This window comes from Cobetia sp. Dlab-2-AX (genome assembly GCF_024124625.1).
Taxonomy (GTDB): Bacteria; Pseudomonadota; Gammaproteobacteria; order Pseudomonadales; family Halomonadaceae; genus Cobetia.
On sequence record NZ_JAMXRV010000002.1, the window covers coordinates 19375 to 35751 of the forward strand.

At 61.4% G+C, this 16377-nt stretch carries 16 protein-coding genes; 8 read left to right on the forward strand and 8 right to left on the reverse strand.

The window, feature by feature from the left end; all coding sequences use genetic code 11:
* Nucleotides 1-252 precede the first annotated feature (252 nt).
* The gene (locus tag NH396_RS03160; protein WP_253061588.1) at nt 253-774 is read left to right on the forward strand and encodes a TetR/AcrR family transcriptional regulator; all 522 of its coding nucleotides are present in this window, start codon (nt 253-255) and stop codon (nt 772-774) included.
* Nucleotides 771-1835, forward strand: coding sequence for an alcohol dehydrogenase family protein (locus NH396_RS03165; protein WP_253061590.1), 1065 nt, complete (start codon nt 771-773; stop codon nt 1833-1835). The genes NH396_RS03160 and NH396_RS03165 overlap by 4 nt, the downstream gene beginning before the upstream one ends.
* A 131-nt stretch (nt 1836-1966) precedes the next feature.
* On the opposite strand, the gene yghU is transcribed toward NH396_RS03165, so the two are convergent.
* A complete protein-coding gene (yghU, locus tag NH396_RS03170; RefSeq protein WP_253061592.1) occupies nt 1967-2830 on the reverse strand; it encodes a glutathione-dependent disulfide-bond oxidoreductase in 864 nt (287 codons plus the stop codon).
* A 384-nt stretch (nt 2831-3214) separates the two neighbouring features.
* On the opposite strand from yghU, the gene NH396_RS03175 reads away from it, so the two are divergent.
* From NH396_RS03175 to NH396_RS03185, 3 genes are all read left to right on the forward strand, one after another.
* Complete coding sequence (locus NH396_RS03175) at nt 3215-3784, forward strand: manganese efflux pump MntP family protein (RefSeq protein WP_253061594.1); 570 nt, start codon at nt 3215-3217, stop codon at nt 3782-3784.
* A gap of 138 nt (nt 3785-3922) precedes the next feature.
* Entirely contained in the window at nt 3923-4462 is a 540-nt protein-coding gene (locus NH396_RS03180) for a redoxin domain-containing protein (protein ID WP_253061596.1), read from the forward strand.
* A 293-nt stretch (nt 4463-4755) separates the two neighbouring features.
* A complete protein-coding gene (locus tag NH396_RS03185) occupies nt 4756-5271 on the forward strand; it encodes a DUF3455 domain-containing protein (protein WP_253061598.1) in 516 nt (171 codons plus the stop codon).
* A gap of 315 nt (nt 5272-5586) precedes the next feature.
* On the opposite strand, the gene NH396_RS03190 is transcribed toward NH396_RS03185, so the two are convergent.
* Both NH396_RS03190 and NH396_RS03195 read right to left on the reverse strand, forming a co-directional pair.
* On the reverse strand, nt 5587-6624 hold the full coding sequence (locus tag NH396_RS03190; protein ID WP_253061600.1) for a hypothetical protein: 1038 nt from the start codon (nt 6622-6624) through the stop codon (nt 5587-5589).
* Between the two features lie 102 nt (nt 6625-6726).
* Nucleotides 6727-7299, reverse strand: coding sequence for an XRE family transcriptional regulator (locus NH396_RS03195; RefSeq protein WP_253061602.1), 573 nt, complete (start codon nt 7297-7299; stop codon nt 6727-6729).
* Nucleotides 7300-7446: 147 nt separating this feature from the next.
* On the opposite strand from NH396_RS03195, the gene rhtA reads away from it, so the two are divergent.
* Nucleotides 7447-8340 carry a threonine/homoserine exporter RhtA gene (rhtA, locus tag NH396_RS03200; RefSeq protein WP_253061604.1) on the forward strand — a complete coding sequence of 298 codons (894 nt, stop codon included), beginning with the start codon at nt 7447-7449 and terminating at the stop codon, nt 8338-8340.
* 188 nt (nt 8341-8528) lie between these two features.
* On the forward strand, nt 8529-9068 hold the full coding sequence (locus NH396_RS03205; protein WP_253061606.1) for a TspO/MBR family protein: 540 nt from the start codon (nt 8529-8531) through the stop codon (nt 9066-9068).
* Between the two features lie 172 nt (nt 9069-9240).
* Here NH396_RS03205 and NH396_RS03210 read toward each other — a convergent pair whose 3' ends face one another.
* From NH396_RS03210 to NH396_RS03225, 4 genes are all read right to left on the reverse strand, one after another.
* Nucleotides 9241-10758: an ATP-binding cassette domain-containing protein gene (locus tag NH396_RS03210; RefSeq protein WP_253061608.1), complete on the reverse strand. Its 1518-nt coding sequence runs from the start codon at nt 10756-10758 to the stop codon at nt 9241-9243.
* Nucleotides 10755-11672: an ABC transporter permease subunit gene (locus NH396_RS03215; RefSeq protein WP_253061610.1), complete on the reverse strand. Its 918-nt coding sequence runs from the start codon at nt 11670-11672 to the stop codon at nt 10755-10757. Before NH396_RS03215 ends, NH396_RS03210 begins: the two co-directional genes overlap by 4 nt.
* Nucleotides 11669-12400: an ABC transporter permease gene (locus tag NH396_RS03220; protein WP_253061612.1), complete on the reverse strand. Its 732-nt coding sequence runs from the start codon at nt 12398-12400 to the stop codon at nt 11669-11671. Before NH396_RS03220 ends, NH396_RS03215 begins: the two co-directional genes overlap by 4 nt.
* Before the next feature lie 191 nt (nt 12401-12591).
* Complete coding sequence (locus tag NH396_RS03225) at nt 12592-14118, reverse strand: ABC transporter substrate-binding protein (RefSeq protein ID WP_253061614.1); 1527 nt, start codon at nt 14116-14118, stop codon at nt 12592-12594.
* Between the two features lie 425 nt (nt 14119-14543).
* On the opposite strand from NH396_RS03225, the gene NH396_RS03230 reads away from it, so the two are divergent.
* Nucleotides 14544-15242: a GNAT family N-acetyltransferase gene (locus tag NH396_RS03230; protein ID WP_253061616.1), complete on the forward strand. Its 699-nt coding sequence runs from the start codon at nt 14544-14546 to the stop codon at nt 15240-15242.
* Between the two features lie 127 nt (nt 15243-15369).
* Here NH396_RS03230 and NH396_RS03235 read toward each other — a convergent pair whose 3' ends face one another.
* Nucleotides 15370-16212: an alpha/beta hydrolase gene (locus NH396_RS03235; RefSeq protein WP_225996418.1), complete on the reverse strand. Its 843-nt coding sequence runs from the start codon at nt 16210-16212 to the stop codon at nt 15370-15372.
* Between the last annotated feature and the right edge of the window lie 165 nt (nt 16213-16377).

Consider the following 16377-nt stretch of genomic DNA (forward strand, 5'->3'; position numbering starts at 1 on the left):
CGCAACGAAAAGTGCGTGATTTTTCCGCGAATTGACCTGAGCTTTGCCTTATTCAACGCTCAGAAAACCCCTATTTGCGTAATTCTACTGACATCGAAGCGTCACACACGCAATGCGCGACTTCAGGCCATGGGAGCAATGACACAAGGCTTGGGAAACGCTGCATTGACACAGGGAGAGCGATCGCTCTACTCTGCATCGCAACTCGAGTAGAACGATCGATCTCCCTGATATCTGAACCACGGTCCCGACATGATTCAGCACGATATCGCCGCCCGTCTGGAGACGCTCTTCAGCCAGCGCGGCTTCGCAGAACCGAGTGTTGCCGAGCTCAAGGCAGCGTCAGACGTCAGTCTGCGCACCCTCTATCGCCACTTTCCCTCCAAGGAGAGCATGGTGATCGGTGCGCTTCAGCATCGCCATGAGCGCTACATGGCCTTCCTCGACGAGGGAGTGCCCGAGGATGGCGTTGCTGCGCTCAGCCACCTTTACCAGCGGCTGGGCCACTGGATGGCGTTAGAGGCACCCAACGGCTGCATGTCGGTCAATGCCCTGGCGGCCTTTCCCGACAACCCGCAGGTGCGCGAAGCCGTGGACCGCCACAAACACGAGATTCTCCAGTGGCTGGGCCAGCGTAGCCAGCGTGAAGATCTCGCCACCGAACTGTTTCTGATCCACGAAGGCGCCTCTTCGGCCTGGCTGGTCCTCGGCGAGAAAGCCATCGAGGCCGCACGCTCCACCACACTCACCCTACTGGGAGCACCACACCAATGAGCTCACTTGCCACAAGCGATGCCAGCATGCACGGCGTCTACCTGACCGGCCATGGCGGCCCAGAAGTCCTGGAAGTGCGTAATGACATCCCTCGCCCAACTCCCGGCCCGCGTGACGTGCTAGTGCGAGTCGGCGCGGCAGGCGTCAACAATACCGACGTCAATACACGTCTGGCCTGGTATTCCAAGGGAGAAGGTGACGCGGAAGATGCCAGCTGGTCTGGGCAACCGATCCATTTCCCACGCATCCAGGGCGCCGATGTGTGTGGCGAGATCGTCGCGGTCGGCTCCGAGGTCAGCGAGGCGCGCATTGGGGAACGGGTATTGATCGAGCCCTGCCTGCAGGAGCATGACAGCCAGGCGCTGGCATCCGCCTGGTACTTCGGCGCCGAATGCGATGGTGGCTTCGCTGAATACGCCAAGGTAGCGGCGCGCCATGCCCACCGCGTTGAGAGCTCGCTCAGCGATGTGGAACTCGCCTCCTTCCCCTGCTCCTACTCCACCGCCGAGAATCTGCTGACCCGCACCCAGCTTGCCAAGGGCGAGCGCGTGTTGATTACCGGTGCTTCAGGAGGCGTCGGCTCCGCGGCAGTCCAGCTGGCCAAGGCACGTGGCGCCCATGTCATTGCCGTTACTAGTACGGCCAAAGCGGATGCCCTGCGCGACATCGGCGCCGATGACATCGTGCTTCGCGATCAGGCGTTGGAAGACGCCCTGGCAGGCAACAGTGTCGAGGTGGTGATCGATCTTGTGGGTGGCCCGCAATGGCCAGAGCTGCTGGATATTCTCGGACACAAGGGACGCTATGCGGTAGCCGGTGCCATCGGCGGTGAAATGGTGGAACTTGATCTGCGCACGTTATACCTGAAGGATCTGAGCTTCTTCGGCTGTACCGTGCTGGAACCGGAGGTCTTCCCCAGTCTCGTGCGCCATATCGAGCAAGGCAACATCAAGCCGCTGGTCGCTGACACCTTCGCGCTGGCCGACATAGCCACCGCTCAGGAGGTCTTTCAGCAGAAAGGTCACGTGGGCAAGGTCGTGCTCGAGGTCCGTCACGACTGAAAGCCCCCTGCCTGCGTGACTGGCCAGAACGCAAAAGGGCTACCCGATGGGTAGCCCTAATTGTGACTGAACGCTCATTGCTCGATAAAACCGCCAGACAACAAGTCAGCCAGGCAATCGCGTCGCGATAATCAGTCGCTACGCTTGTCTTCGGTGTTGGTCTCGAAGTCGCTCGCCGAATGGCGCTCGATCAGCTGCTCCTGCGGCTCTCCCCAGAAACGGTTGACCATGCGCCCCCGCTTGACCGCCGGACGTTCGGCAATCGACCTGGCCCAGCGCTGCACGTGCGTGTAGTCCTGCACGGAAAGGAACTCGGCAGCGTCATAGAGCTTGCCTTCGACCAGCGCGCCATACCAGGCGTAGATGGCGATATCCGCGATGCTGTATTCGTCACCGGCGATGTAGGCGTTGTCAGCCAGCTGACGATCCAGCACGTCCAGTTGACGCTTGGTCTCCATCGCGAAGCGGTTGATCGGGTACTCGAGCTTTTCCGGCGCGTAATTGTAGAAGTGACCGAAGCCACCTCCCAGATACGGCGCGGAGCCCATCTGCCAGAACAACCAGTTCATGACTTCGGCACGCTTGGCGGGATCCTTGGGGATCAGAGCACCGAACTTGTCTGCCAGATGCAACAGGATGGAACCGGATTCGAAGACGCGAATCGGCGTCTCGCCGCTTCTGTCCATCAGCGCGGGGATCTTGGAATTGGGGTTGATCGCGACGAAATCACTGCCGAACTGATCGCCCTCACCGATGCGAATCGGCCAGGCATCGTACTCGGCACCGCTATGCCCAAGCGCCAGCAGCTCCTCGAACATGATGGTGACCTTCACGCCGTTGGGGGTCGCCATGGAGTAGAGCTGGAAGGGATGCTCGCCGACCGGCAGCGCCTTGTCATGCGTCGGGCCCGCGATCGGCCGATTGGTACTGGCGAACTTGCCGCCACTCTCGCTTTCCCATGTCCAGACCTTGGGTGGCTGATAACTGTCGCTCATACCCTTGACTCCTTGGCATCCTGTTGAAGCTTCAAGACTGAAGTTTCAAGACTTCGGTGGCGTCAGACACGTCGGCGTGGCGCCGCTCTGACTCGAAAGACAAGTTATGAAGGTCAGGGGCTTGTGACACAAGGGGGTGAAATGACAAGTTTTAGTTGCTAGTATGCCACCAGTTTTTGGGGAGTAGCCCGCTCTCGTCACCCAACGAGAGTCTCGGATGTCAACATAGTCGGCAGGCATTGCCGTGGCACCGAGGACCCACCTATCCGATCATGCCCGTGATCAGTCAGGACGAGGTTCGGCGAGACCAATGACAGTCAGACGCTTCCGGCCGGTGGTGTCTTGCTGTTGTTGACTCGCAACCGGCCTGGAACATCCTGACTCATGCCTCTGCTACCGACATTTCTGCTCGCCTTCTCCATGTCCTGCGACGCCTTTGCTGCCGCCTTGTGCAAGGGAGCCGTCATACGTCGTCCCTCTTTGAAAGACGCCCTGCGCATCGGCCTCATCTTCGGGGTCATCGAAGCCATCACGCCCGTGATCGGCTGGCTGATCGGTCGCTCACTGGCCGTCCATGTCGAACAGTGGGACCACTGGATCGCCTTCGCCCTGCTGCTGCTGCTCGGTCTGCACATGATTCATGAGGGGCTTTCCAAGGACGAGGAAGACGAGGACTGCACCACCCCGCAGTCGTTGCCCCGCCTGATGCTGACCGGGCTTTCTACCAGTATCGATGCCATGGCCGTGGGTGCCGGGCTTGCCTTTGCGGGCGTGAACATCGTCACCACTGCGCTGGCGATCGGCACCGCCACTTTCGTGATGGCCACCACCGGCGTGATGCTGGGTGGTGTGCTGGGCAAGATGGTCGGCAAGCGCGCGGAAATCATCGGTGGCCTGGTGCTGATCGGCATCGGCACGACCATCCTGCTGGAGCATACCGGCTATCTCGGCTGAGCCCCGCCCATGAGGGTCTTGCCGATATTGATTCAGGCAACACCTCGTTGCACGGCAGGGCATTGAAATATTCGCCAGCAGCGCCATTGTTCGTGGACACGGCAATTCGCCCACCAGACATTCTGGGAGTCAGACAGCATGTATACACACAAGCTCCATTCAGGCAGTGAATTCCCGGCCATCCAGGTCAAGCGCAGCGACGGTGAGACACTGACCCTCGGCAAGCCCCAGGGCGAGCATGACTGGCAGCTGGTCGTGGTCTATCGCGGCAAGCATTGCCCGATCTGCACCAAGTTCCTCAACAAACTGGAGAGCTATCGCGAGCGCTTCAGCGCCGAGGGCGTCGACCTGGTCGCGGTGTCTGCCGATGATCAGCAGCAGCTCACGCAGCATCGCGAGTCGCTGGAGGTCAACTTCCCGCTCGCCTATGGACTGACCCTCGAACAGATGCAGACGCTTGGGCTGTTCATCTCGACGCCGCGCAGCGAAAAGGAAACCGATCACGACTTCCCCGAGCCTGCCTTCTTCGTCGTCAATGGCGAGGGCAAAATCCAGATCCAGGAAATTGCCAACGCGCCCTTCGTGCGGCCTGACCTGGATACCCTCATCGTTGGCATCGAGTTCATCCGCAAACCGGATAATGACTACCCGATTCGCGGCACCCGCAATTACGACTGAATACTTCAGGGTTCACGCCGTCACACAGACGCCTCGCAGCCTCGTGCTGCGGGGCGTCTGTGTATCTGGGTCTATTGCTTGCCACCTGGCCTTCACCCTGCACTCCTGGCGCTTCTGTCCTCATTTCATGACGCCGCTGATAGGCGCTGAACACAGGCGATGAATGACCCACGAAAAAAAATGTGATCCCGTGACATCCAGACGAGAAAAGCCAGCGTTATGAACAGTGCAAGGGAGACAACGACACACCTGCAACCGCTAGCTGAACCTTATCTGTCTACGGAGTCGTCAAGATGAAAACAATCGCCTGTATCTCTGGTATTTTCGCTGCCCTCGCATTGAGCCCGCTGGCTCAGGCCATGGAGGTTCCCGAGAGCGTCACGGTGCCAGAAGGCAATGAAGTCGCCATGGAAACCGTCGGTGTCGGCAAGATCAAATGGGCCTGCGAAGCCAAGGACGATGGCACCATGGGCTGGGTCTTCAAGGGGCCGGATGCCGCGCTGAATGATGCCGATGGCAAGCAGGTCGGCAAATACTATGGTCCGCCCGCCACCTGGGAATCCATGGATGGCTCCAAGATCACCGGCACACAGTTGGCGGTAGAGCCCAACGGCAAGGGCAACATCCCGCTGCAGCTGGTCGAGGCCAATCCGGCCGAAGGTGAAGGGCATATGCAAGGCGTCACCTATGTTCAGCGCCTCAATACGCAGGGCGGTGCCGCACCTGACATGGCCTGCGATGAAGCTTACAAGGACAAGGTCGAAATCGTGATGTACCAGGCCGATTACCTGTTCTACAAGGCCATGTAATCTCAAGCCTTTAACAACATGGATTCACCACTCGATGCCGTGTGACAACGCGCATTGACACAGGGAAGGTGCGATCATGAAAAGCCCCGACATGCATAGGCATGTCGGGGCTTTTTCGTCACCAATCCCGGCAGGGAAATGATGATTCAGCATGAAATTGAACAAGCAAAACCTTGTGATCATGCAGGCGATAACAGCGGCGCAAAAGAGGTGATCAGGGAGGCCATCGCGAAGTCAGGCGGCTTCATTTCTACGCAAGAGCCGTGAGACTGTTTCCCCACGGCGTGAAAATATGCCTGATCCGACGAGTTGCCGTCAGACCAGTGCCAGCATCGTATAGGGCGCTTCACAGGAGTGGCGCTCATCGCGTTCATCCACGCTACCCAGCTCATGGTTGCGATCATTGTCATAGACAACGAACAGCCGTTCGCGATCCAGTACCGCAAGGCCTTCCGCCTTGTGCTCGAACTCCAGCACGCGACCATCCTCATGGGTCACCAGCGTCGGAGGCCTGCCCGCATGAAAGTCGCCCAGCGACAGCACCCACAGATAGCCCCCGATCACCTCCTCACTGCCCTGCTCGGTCTCGAAGCTGGTCACCAGATAGAGACGTGCGTGATAGGGATCATATTCCAGGCTCGAAAGACCACACTCGTGATTCACGCCCTCATACTCGGCGGGGTCAAAAGCATAGACGTCGTGAAGGTCCTCGATGAACTCGATATTGTCGCTGTCGGTCATCGCATAGCGCGCCCCGATGACGCGTCGCACGTACGCGAAGTCATCATGCGAGTTGCCTTGTTCGCGCACCCCGAACAGGATCAGCCCATCGCCCTTGTCACTCGGCACGACCGCCAGACCTTCGATCTTGTAGTACGGGTGGCCGATGGCCGTGCCCAGCTTCTGACGAAACTCCAGTGAGCCCTCGACTCCATCACGCGGGTCCGGGTCGACCACCTGCACCTTGTCAGGCTGTCCCAGGGGCCAGATCAGCAGATGGTTGTAGTCGTTCAAGGCATGGCTCTCGCTGTCGATACGATCAAACCCGGTGGTCGCCAGCATATGGCGGCCATCGGTGGTCAGCGCGAAATCCTCATACTTGACCGCCTGCCGGATCAGCGGAGTGGTCAGATACTCAAGCTGACTGTCATCCGGCCCTTGCGAATCCAGTGGCAAGGAAAAGACCGCCGAGCGTCCCTCGCCCGGAATCGGCTTGTCACTCGCCATCAACAGACGCTCACCGTCATAGGCCACGGCGGAAATCTCGGCGTTCACCAGCTTGCCATCCTCATCCTTCAAGCCGGCCGGAAAACAATGGATCGTGCCCTGTTGCGTGATACGTACCTTCGCCATGCATGGCTCCTTGAAATGAAACGTCATGACAGTGGGACAGGCCATGCGGGATTGAGTTCGGGGCAATCACTGCACGCTGGCGATGCCATGCATCGGCAGTCGTCAGTGCAGTACATTGCGAATGAAACGCAGCATTCCGGTGCCCGCATTGTGATAGCGGTAGGCCTGATCACTGGGATAGACATGGAAGTCCCCGGCGTGAATGACGATTTCCTCACGCTCTAGCGTGAGGGTCAGCTCACCTTGCGTGACCACCAGCATTTCATGCCAGCCGGCATCATCGGGCGCGGAGTCATAGTGCTCACCGGGGGCGAGGGTCCAGTCCCATAACTCGACTTCCTGGGTCGCCGGTTTGCTGGCCAGCAGGACGGCGCGGCTTTCAGGTGCCTGTCCGACCCACGCCAGCTCATTGATGCGTGCCGAGTCTTCGCTTTCCGGGGGCTGCACCAGCGCGTAGAAGAGCACCCCAAGCGCCTCGGCGAGCTTGTCGAGCGTGCCCAGGCTGACATTGACGTCGCCCTTCTCGATGTTCACCAGCATGCGGCGGCTGATTTCGGCCTGATCCGCGAGTGCCTGCTGACTCAGCTCGGCGGCCAGACGCAGACGGCGAACATTGGCCGCGACATGGACCAGAACATCGGGTCGATCTTTCCTGTTGTGCAATATAGTGCGCATCCGTACAATCCCGCTGACGATGAGGGAGGCCGGCATAAGACTGGGCTCAAGCTCACTCCCCTTGCTACCTCAATGTCCCTGAATCATGCCGCATGCGTTCTTGACTGACCATGCCCGTCATCCACTGGATCGCTCAAGGAGACTTCAATGTCAGTTGCCGTCGCCGCCTCCTCTTCTCGTCTGTGGCCCGTCGCCATACTGCTGGTCGCCATGTGCTCGATCCAGAGCGGCGCTTCGCTGGCAACCTCCCTGTTTCCGATGATCGGCGCGGCGGGCGCAACGGCGATTCGTCTGATCATCGCCTCGACTCTACTGCTGGCCATTCTGCGCCCGTGGCGCAAGCCGGTGACGCGCAAGGCCTGGAAGGCCATCGTAATCTACGGCGTGGCGCTGGGCGTGATGAACCTGCTGTTCTACCAGGCCCTCAAGACGGTACCGCTGGGCATCGCCGTGGCACTGGAATTCACCGGCCCGCTGGCCGTGGCGCTGCTGAGCTCGCGACGCTGGATCGACCTTGGCTGGGTGGCGCTGGCGATCACCGGGCTGGTATTGCTGCTGTTGCTGGGTGAGGACACCGCCGCGCCGATCGACCCCGTCGGCGCCGCCTTCGCCCTCGGCGCTGGCCTCTGCTGGGCACTGTATATTTTGTTCGGCCAGAAGGCTGGCGCAGGCAATGGCACCCAGAGCGCGGCACTGGGCATCACGATCGCGGCGCTGGTCGTCGCACCCGTCGGCCTGATGGAGGCCGGTAGCGCCATGTTCTCCCTCGATATCCTGCCGCTGGCACTGGCCGTCGCGGTGCTCTCGACCGCGCTGCCCTACACCCTCGAGATGGTGGCCTTGCCGCGCCTGCCGACCCACACCTTCGGCACCCTGATGAGCCTGGAACCCGCCATCGGGGCGCTCTCCGGCCTGTTGTTCCTCGGTCAGACGCTGGGCATCTTCCAGTGGCTCGCCATCGGTCTGGTCATCGCCGCCTCGGTGGGTACGACGCTGACCGGTCGCAGCAAGGAAGTCTTCGATGGGCCGGTGCCGGATTGAGGGTGTCCCCGCCGTCTGCACGGTTCAGCTGAGCCGTTCAGATGTTCGGTTCAGCTGAACCGTGCAGACGTGCCTCTCAGTTAAACCGTTCAGGTGCACCTTTCAGGAAGAACGGGACGGTGAATCAGGACGCAGCGTGGGATATCGTGTCTTTCTCTATCACGCTTTTCGAGACAGGAGACCGCCAGATGACATCGCCACGTTCCGCGTCTTCCTCACCCTCCGCTGCGCGCTCCACCGCCCAGATGGTGGTGTGGTTCGGGCTGAGCTTCCTTACTGCCGCCATCGGCGCGCTGGCCTCGGTGGATGCGAAGACCTTCTATGCAAGCCTCACCCAGCCGGCATGGGCCCCGCCGGCGGGTGCCTTCGGGCCGGTGTGGACGGCGCTGTTCGTGATGATGGCGCTCGCCGCCTGGCGTGTCGCGCGCGATGGCTTGCATGCCAGCAATGGCTTCCGTCCGCGCCATCGACTGGCGCTCGGGCTGTTCGTGATGCAGCTGATCGTCAACGGGCTGTGGAGCTGGCTGTTCTTCGCCTGGCATCTCGGTCAGGCGGCGTTTATCGACGTGCTGGTGCTGTGGACGCTGATCGCCGTCACCCTGATCACCTTCTGGCGTATCAGTCGCTTGGCCGGGCTGTTGATGCTGCCCTATCTGGCATGGGTGACGCTGGCCAGTGCGCTGACCTGGTCCGTCTGGCAAGCCAATCCGGCCCTGCTGGGCGGCTGAACCGTCAGCGATCGCCCTGACGACAGAAGAGCGGCCAGCACTCGTGCCCCGACGCCAGAACATTCCCCCCCCCCGCGGACACCAAACGACAACGCCCGGCCGACACTCGCATGAGTCTCGGCCGGGCGTTGTCATATCCAGCGTCGTCTTGCTGGAGCGATCAGGTCTTCTATCAGGTCTCCTGACGCGCCTTCAAGCGCCCTTCCTCTACTACCAGCACCCGATCCGCTACCTTGCGCAGCAGCGCCTCATCATGACTGACCAGCACCAGCGCCGTGCCCTGCTCGCGCACCATCTTCACCATGCAGGCGATCACCTCCTGCTGAACCAGCGGGTCGAGGCGTGAGGTCGGCTCATCAGCGAACACGAAGCGCGGCTTGATCAGCATCAGACGCAACAGTGCGAAACGCTGCAGCTCGCCCCCCGAGACCTGGCCCGGCAAACGTGAGAGCAATTCCGGCGCCAGGCTCAGTTGCTCCATCAGCTGCGGCAGCTGGCTGTCATCGAGACGATGACGTGCGCTGAGATCCTTCAACAGGCGCCCCAGTGTCCGGCGTGGCGGGAAAGTTGCCACGGGATCCTGATAGAGCTTCTGATACTCCAGGCGTTCGGCATGCTGGACCACGCGTCCTGAATGCGGTGCCAACAGGCCGAGCAGCGCATCGCCCAGCGATGACTTGCCACAGCCTGAAGCGCCCTGGACGCCGATGATCTCACCGCCCTTCACGCTGAGTTCCACGTCACGCAGCAGTGTGGTCTCCCCGCGCGCGATGGTCAGATTCTCGGCGTGGATGATGGTCTCGCCTGCCGCCTTGCCATCACCGCTCACACTGTCGGCTGCCGGCTTGAAGGCGGCCTCCGGCCAGGCCTGCGGCGCGGCATTCACCAGGCGTCGGGTATATTCATGTGTCGGTGCGGCCAGCACGTCACGCGTTGCGCCCTGCTCGATCACCTGCCCCTTGCGTACCACTATCAAACGGCCGCCGATCTGGTGCGCCAGCGCCATGTCATGAGTGATGACCATCAAGCCGGCACGCGGTGTCTCGGCCAATGACTTGAGCAGCAGATCGCCGATCTCGCTGACGCGGGCGGCGTCCAGCCCCTTGGTCGGCTCGTCGGCGATCAACAGCGGTGCGCCACCAGCACGGGCGGCCGCAAAGGCCACTCGCTGCGCCATGCCACCGGACAGCTTGCCCGGCAACTGCTCGCTGGCCGAGGCGACGCCGAGCTGCTCCAGATCACTGCGCGCGGCCGTATGGGAGGCCTGCGCCGAACGCCCCGCAACCAGTCGATAGGCATCTCCGACCTGACGAATCACCTTCATCAGCGGGTCCAGCGCCAGCCAGGGCTCCTGGGGCAATACCGCCAGGCGGCGACCCCAGAGCGGGCGACGATTCTCTGGCGTGTGCAAAGGATATTGCTCGCCGTCGAGCCACAGACTGCCGGAGGCCACAAGCTCCCGGGGCAGCGTGCCCAGCAGTGCCTGAGCCAACAGGCTCTTGCCGGACCCCGTCTCACCGATCACCACCAGCGGCTCGCCCGCCTTGAGCGCAAGTGAGACAGGCTCCAGCAGCGCCGTCTGCGCGCCCTGGACCCGCACGCTCACATCCTCTGCACTCAGCACCACATCATCCGCTGTTGCCCCATGCCGCGTGTGAGAGGCAGGCGTGGTCATTGTCGCGACATTCATGGGCGCGCTCCTTCGAGGGTGTCCGCGGCGGTTGACGTTCTGGCCTTGCTGCCAGACATCAGCAACAGCCCCAGCAACAGCAGGAAGGTGACCAGCACCGGCGTCAGCAGCGCGAACGGCGCTTCACGCCAATACGGCAACAGCTCGACCATCATGGTGCCCAGCTCCGGCGTGGGCTCCGGAATGCCGACGTGCACGAAGCCCAGCGCGGCAATCGCCATCAGGGCATTGGCCATGCCGAAGGCCATTGCCGTCATCATCACGGGCGCCATTTCCGGCCACAGGTGATGACGAAAACGGTACCAGGCCCCGAAGCCCAGCAAACGGCTGGCCTCGACGCCGGGACTCGCCAACACGCTGCGACCGGTGGCGCGGGCCAGGCGGAAGAATTCCACCCACAGCACCAACGACAGACCCAACCACAATGCCAACGGCGTCGACGGCAGGATGACGCTGACCATCAGCACCAGCAATAGTCCCGGTAGCGCCAATAGACTGTCAGCCACCAAGCTGAACACACGTTCGACCCAGCCACCGCGCCCCGCCGCCAGCAGGCCCAGCGAGATGCCCGAGAACGCCGCCAGAATCACCGCCCCTGCAGCGATAGAGAGCGAAAGTCCCAGTGCTGCTACCAGGCGGTGATACAAAGAGCGGCCGAGATGGTCATACCCCAGCGGCGCGCTGGTGATCACCTCACCAGCATCAGAGACACCGACGGCATCCGCGCCCTGCAGTGCCCGATAGAGATGCTGCTCCAGCGGGTCCCCCGGTATCACCAGATTGCCCAGCAAGGCCAGAAGTACCAGACTGGCGACCATCACGGCACCGATCACTCGGCGTAACGGCCAGTTGAAACGCGAACGCCGCGCGGCGTCCACGCGCTGCGGTGCAAGTCCTTCCACCACCTGATTCATTTCACACCCCGTGGGTCCAGTTGGCGACCCAGCAGATCGACCAGCAGATTGATCAAGACAAAGCCGACGCCCAGCACCAAGGCGGTGCCCTGCACCATCGGCACATCGCGCGAGAAGATGGCGTGAACCAGCGCATGGCCGATGCCCGGCCAGCCGAAGATGCTCTCGATCACCACCACCCCTTCCACCAGGGTCACGAACTGCAGTCCCAGGTAGGTCACCAGCGGCAAGGCCACATGGCGCAGGCCGTGACGCCAGAAAGTCTGGGCGTTGCTGAGGCCCTTCCAGCGTGCGAAATCATGAAAGGCCGTCTGGGTGACGGCGGCCATGGCATCGCGTGCCAAGCGTGCCGATACCGCTGCCAGCCCAAGCGCCAGGGTCATCGCCGGCAGAATGAAGTGCTGAGGCTCACCGTGACCGGCGGCCGGCAGCAGGCCCATTTCCACTGAGATCAGCAGGATCAGCACCAGCGCCAGCAGGAACTGCGGCGTGGCGCGCAGCAGACTGCAGACGGCCAGCAGGCTGCGGTCGAGCCATCCGCCGGCACGCAGACCGGCCAGCAACCCCAGCGGCGGGCCGATCAACAGCGAGATGCCCAGCGCCGCGCCGGCGAGTGACAGGGAGTTGCCCAGCTGATGGCGGATCTCCACCCATACCGATTCCCCGGAAATCAGCGAGGTGCCAAGCTCCAGGCGCAGGATATCGCCCAGCCAGTGAAGGAAGTGCAAGCCACCCTGTGCCTCGAGGCCCAGTTCGGCGCGTACTGAGGCCGCAGCGGCCGCATCCAGCGCGTCATAACCATAGCGGCCGGCCGCGATACGTCAGGCGGCATCGCCGGGCAGACTCTGCATCATCAGATAGCTGGCGCCGCCGACCATCAGCACCACCATCAATAGCTGCAACAGACGTGAAGGGAGATTCATTGTGCCCACCGCAATTCTGAAAGGCCGAAACTACGCTCCCAGGGGTCTACCTGGGCGCTTTGCAGTCGATTGGAGATCGCCAGGTTCTGGTAGTACCAGGCGATGGGGATCACGGGTAATGCCTGCTGGATCACGCCGCTGGCCCGGGCACGCGGGTCCTCACCTTCGGGGGTGGGTCCGTAGCCCTCACGTGCCATGCGCTCAAGCTCTGCGCTGAAGTCTGCATCGAACCAACCCATCGCGCCCCAGTCGCCACCGGGGGACTCGGGGGTTCCTGCGTAATCGCTCAGCACGTTGCCGATGGGGTCCGGCACCATGGCCAGATTGCGCGCGAACAGCGCCATGTCGAGGCTGCCATCGTGGTGGCCGGCCGGGATCGCCGAGAAGTTGGTGATGTCCAGACGCGTCTGGATACCGATGGCGTGGAACTGGCGCTCAAGCACCGTGGCGACCAACGGCAGCTCCGGTCGGTCCGAGAAGGTGATCAGGCTGATCGCGAGGCGCTGACCGTCCTTTTGACGAACGCCATCCTCCGCGACCTTCCAGCCAGCGGCATCCAGCAGTGCGCGCGCTTCGGCGACGTCCTGATGCAGCTCGGGCAGCGCGGGGTCATGCCAGCCTTCCACCATCGGCGGGAATAGCTGACTGGCCCCGCGCGGGTAACGCAGCACCACCTGCGCGATGGCGGTGCGATCGATCGCCAGGCTCAATGCGCGCCGCACATCCGGGTCCTGGAAGGCCGGGTGATTGGCGTTGACCTTCAACAGCATCGTACGGGGTGTCGCGGCCGCTGCCAGACTCACACGTGGCGAGCTGGAAAGCCTCTGGCGACTGGCGGGATCGAGCCCGTAGGTGAAGTCGGCATCTCCGCTCTCGGCGATCAATGCCCTGCCCTCGGCTCGGCTGACCGCCTGATAACGCGCCTGACGCACCTCGGGCTGCGGGCCCCAGTAGTCCTCGAATGCGGTGACTTCAAGGCTCAGCGGCGGCGTCATACGCAGCATGCGATAAGGGCCGGTACCAATGACCTGCTGGGCAGTACCTGACTCATCGAAGGACTTGGGTGCCAGAATCTGCTGGCGATAATCGGCCAGATAGGCGGGCAACGCGGCGAAGGGCTCGTCGAGGGCAATCACCAGCGTCTGGTCATCCTCGGCGACGATCCGCTCGATCGGCACTGACTTCAGGATGCCCGGCTTGGCACTTGCAATCTCGAGACTCTGACGCGCGACTTCGGCATTCAACTGGCTGCCATCATGGAACTGCACGCCGGAACGGAGCGTGAAGCGCCACTCCAGGCCGTCGTCCGAGACCTCCCAGTCCACTGCCAGCCCAGGCAGCAATTCTCCCGTGGCATCCACCTCGACCAGTGTCTCGACGATCTGCATGCGCTGGAAAAGAATGCCACTCAGGAGCGGGTCTGCCCCCTTGATATCGAAGGGCGCGACGATCTCCAGACGTCGTGTGTCAGCCGCCGATACCTGCGCCGCTGAGGCATCTTGCGCATGGCTGGGCTGCACCATGGCCAGGCTCAGCGCGACGCTGACGACGGCCAGCTGACTGCGAAAATGAAGGGAGTTTCGGTATGGCCACCGAAGCTCTGAAAGCAATTTGACCATCGATATCGCGTATCCGAGCAAGAGCAAGAGCAAGAAGGTTGAGGCCGACGCATAATTGGCGCCAACGAACGAAACGCGATGTTATAGTATAACTATTACAATTTGACAACTCTCGACTCACCTTCCTCGATTAGGGCAACCACTGGCCAGGCGCTTGACAACTGCAGAAGAAGTACTGGACAGGCATTTACTTGTCAGTGGCAAACCAACACCTCATGATAGATGGCAAACTACATTAGTACGCGCTAACCGACTGATCTGCTATCAGGGACGCACAGTCATCAGTTCGCGCATCTGTGCCCTTACCCTCAACAATAAGTGACAGGATCATGGATGATCTCAGCATTACCCCTATCAGCGATTCGGCTTGCAGCAGCTATCTGAGCGCCGCAGCTCGGCGACTGTGCTGCGGCAACATGCTCGCGACCTACAAACGGCATGGCATGAGCTGGGACGAGGAGCTGTTCAACGAGCGCTGGCGGGACAACGAGAATTACGCGATTCGCATCAATGGCGAATGGGTCGGCTTCATCAGCCTCAAGGCCCTACCGGATATCCTGTATCTGCGCGACCTGCAACTGGTGCCACATTGGCAAGGCCGTGGTGTCGGCTCCGCCTGCCTGAAATGGTTGATCCAGCTGGCAACGCAGCAGGAGTATGGCCAGTCGCTGATGAAAGACCGCGCCTCCGAGCTTTCCCCGGGCGCTCAGCCCTGCCTGCGCGCGCTGCGCCTGAGAGTCTTCTCCGACAGCCCGGCATTGGCACTCTACCAGCGCCACGGTTTTACCCTGGTCAATGAGCAGTGCACCCCGACGCGCAGTGGCAGCATCATGGCACTGGAAAGACCCCTCGCCTTCCAGACAGCGCCGACGCTCGCCCCGCGGGATGATCACGCGCCCCTGCCCCCGGTAGGCAATGCCTCTCTCGACACGATCATCGACGACCTTACCGAGGAAGACGCCTTGACGATCACCGCCAAGCGCAAGCGACAGTCCCCTCCGGGCACGCGGAATAACGCGCATCATTAGGCGATTTCCCGTGCGCGATTTCCGCCAGATACGACAATGCCCGGTCTTGTGACCGGGCATTGTCGTTCAGGGCTCATTCACCATCATGGGAGAGCTTTTACTGCGCTGATGGCTGATGGGCTTCTCCTCAGCGGGCGAGGAAGTCCAGGATATAGCGCACGGTATCCTGCGGCTTTTCATCCGTCACCCAGTGACCGGCGTCCTTCACCCAGATCAGCTCGGCACCCGGAATGGCATCTGCCAGCATCGGGGCGTAATCCGGCTTCTGGAAGTTGTCCTTGTCCCCCCAAAGCACCAGAGTCTTGATCTCGATATTCTTGAGCTCACCGGCGATGGCCTGGGTGTATTCCTTGTTGAGACGACGCATGTTGCGGAAGAAAGCCGCCTTGCCTTGCTCGCTGTTCCACTGGGACACATAGCGCTCGACCATCTCTTCGGTCGCGACGGCCGGATCATGCACACCACTAGGCATGAAGCCGCGCATGGTGCTGATGAATTCCTCGACGCTGGTCGCTTCCTCGACGCCCGGCTCCAGCAGCTGCTTGAACTCCGGAATCGGCCAGGAATCGAAGCATACGCTGTCGATCAGTACCTGACGGCGAACACGCTCGGGATGATTGACGGCCATCAGCTGACCGATCCCCCCACCGATATCATGCGAGACGACATCCGCACTCGCCACACCCAGTGAATCCATCAGCTTGATGAAGATGCGTGTCTGGGCATTGATGGAAACGTCAGCATCCACCGGCATGTCCGACTCGCCATAGTTGAGCATGTCCGGGGCGATGACACGATAATGCCTGGCCAATTCCGGCATCACATCACGCCACATCAGCTTGTTGGTCGGAATGCCGTGGATCAACAACAGCGGCTGACCTTCACCCATTTCCTTATAGGCAATGCGGTGACCTTCGATCATCGCATAACGGGTTTCCAGGGCTTCCATTGTCACGTTGTCGTGGCTCATTGCTGACCTCTTCGCTTGATGAATACTCAATCACGGCCTGGCGAAACAGTGCTATATCGCGGTGTTGCCGTGAACGTGGGACCACCTTACTGATTACTGAGCGATCACTCAAGAACAATTTTGATTGATTGCTCAAAATGCGCTTTAATGACCCCATCAAATTCA

Excerpts from the sequence above, each read along its gene's own strand:
- NH396_RS03195 (WP_253061602.1), bottom strand. The coding sequence starts at position 7,299 with ATGCGCACTATATTGCACAACAGGAAAGATCGACCCGATGTTCTGGTC.
- NH396_RS03175 (WP_253061594.1), top strand. The coding sequence starts at position 3,215 with ATGCCTCTGCTACCGACATTTCTGCTCGCCTTCTCCATGTCCTGCGAC.
- NH396_RS03215 (WP_253061610.1), bottom strand. The coding sequence starts at position 11,672 with ATGAATCAGGTGGTGGAAGGACTTGCACCGCAGCGCGTGGACGCCGCG.
- NH396_RS03230 (WP_253061616.1), top strand. The coding sequence starts at position 14,544 with ATGGATGATCTCAGCATTACCCCTATCAGCGATTCGGCTTGCAGCAGC.
- NH396_RS03205 (WP_253061606.1), top strand. The coding sequence starts at position 8,529 with ATGACATCGCCACGTTCCGCGTCTTCCTCACCCTCCGCTGCGCGCTCC.
- NH396_RS03190 (WP_253061600.1), bottom strand. The coding sequence starts at position 6,624 with ATGGCGAAGGTACGTATCACGCAACAGGGCACGATCCATTGTTTTCCG.
- NH396_RS03185 (WP_253061598.1), top strand. The coding sequence starts at position 4,756 with ATGAAAACAATCGCCTGTATCTCTGGTATTTTCGCTGCCCTCGCATTG.
- NH396_RS03210 (WP_253061608.1), bottom strand. The coding sequence starts at position 10,758 with ATGAATGTCGCGACAATGACCACGCCTGCCTCTCACACGCGGCATGGG.
- NH396_RS03180 (WP_253061596.1), top strand. The coding sequence starts at position 3,923 with ATGTATACACACAAGCTCCATTCAGGCAGTGAATTCCCGGCCATCCAG.
- rhtA (WP_253061604.1), top strand. The coding sequence starts at position 7,447 with ATGTCAGTTGCCGTCGCCGCCTCCTCTTCTCGTCTGTGGCCCGTCGCC.
- NH396_RS03225 (WP_253061614.1), bottom strand. The coding sequence starts at position 14,118 with ATGGTGCAGCCCAGCCATGCGCAAGATGCCTCAGCGGCGCAGGTATCG.
- NH396_RS03165 (WP_253061590.1), top strand. The coding sequence starts at position 771 with ATGAGCTCACTTGCCACAAGCGATGCCAGCATGCACGGCGTCTACCTG.
- yghU (WP_253061592.1), bottom strand. The coding sequence starts at position 2,830 with ATGAGCGACAGTTATCAGCCACCCAAGGTCTGGACATGGGAAAGCGAG.
- NH396_RS03160 (WP_253061588.1), top strand. The coding sequence starts at position 253 with ATGATTCAGCACGATATCGCCGCCCGTCTGGAGACGCTCTTCAGCCAG.
- NH396_RS03235 (WP_225996418.1), bottom strand. The coding sequence starts at position 16,212 with ATGAGCCACGACAACGTGACAATGGAAGCCCTGGAAACCCGTTATGCG.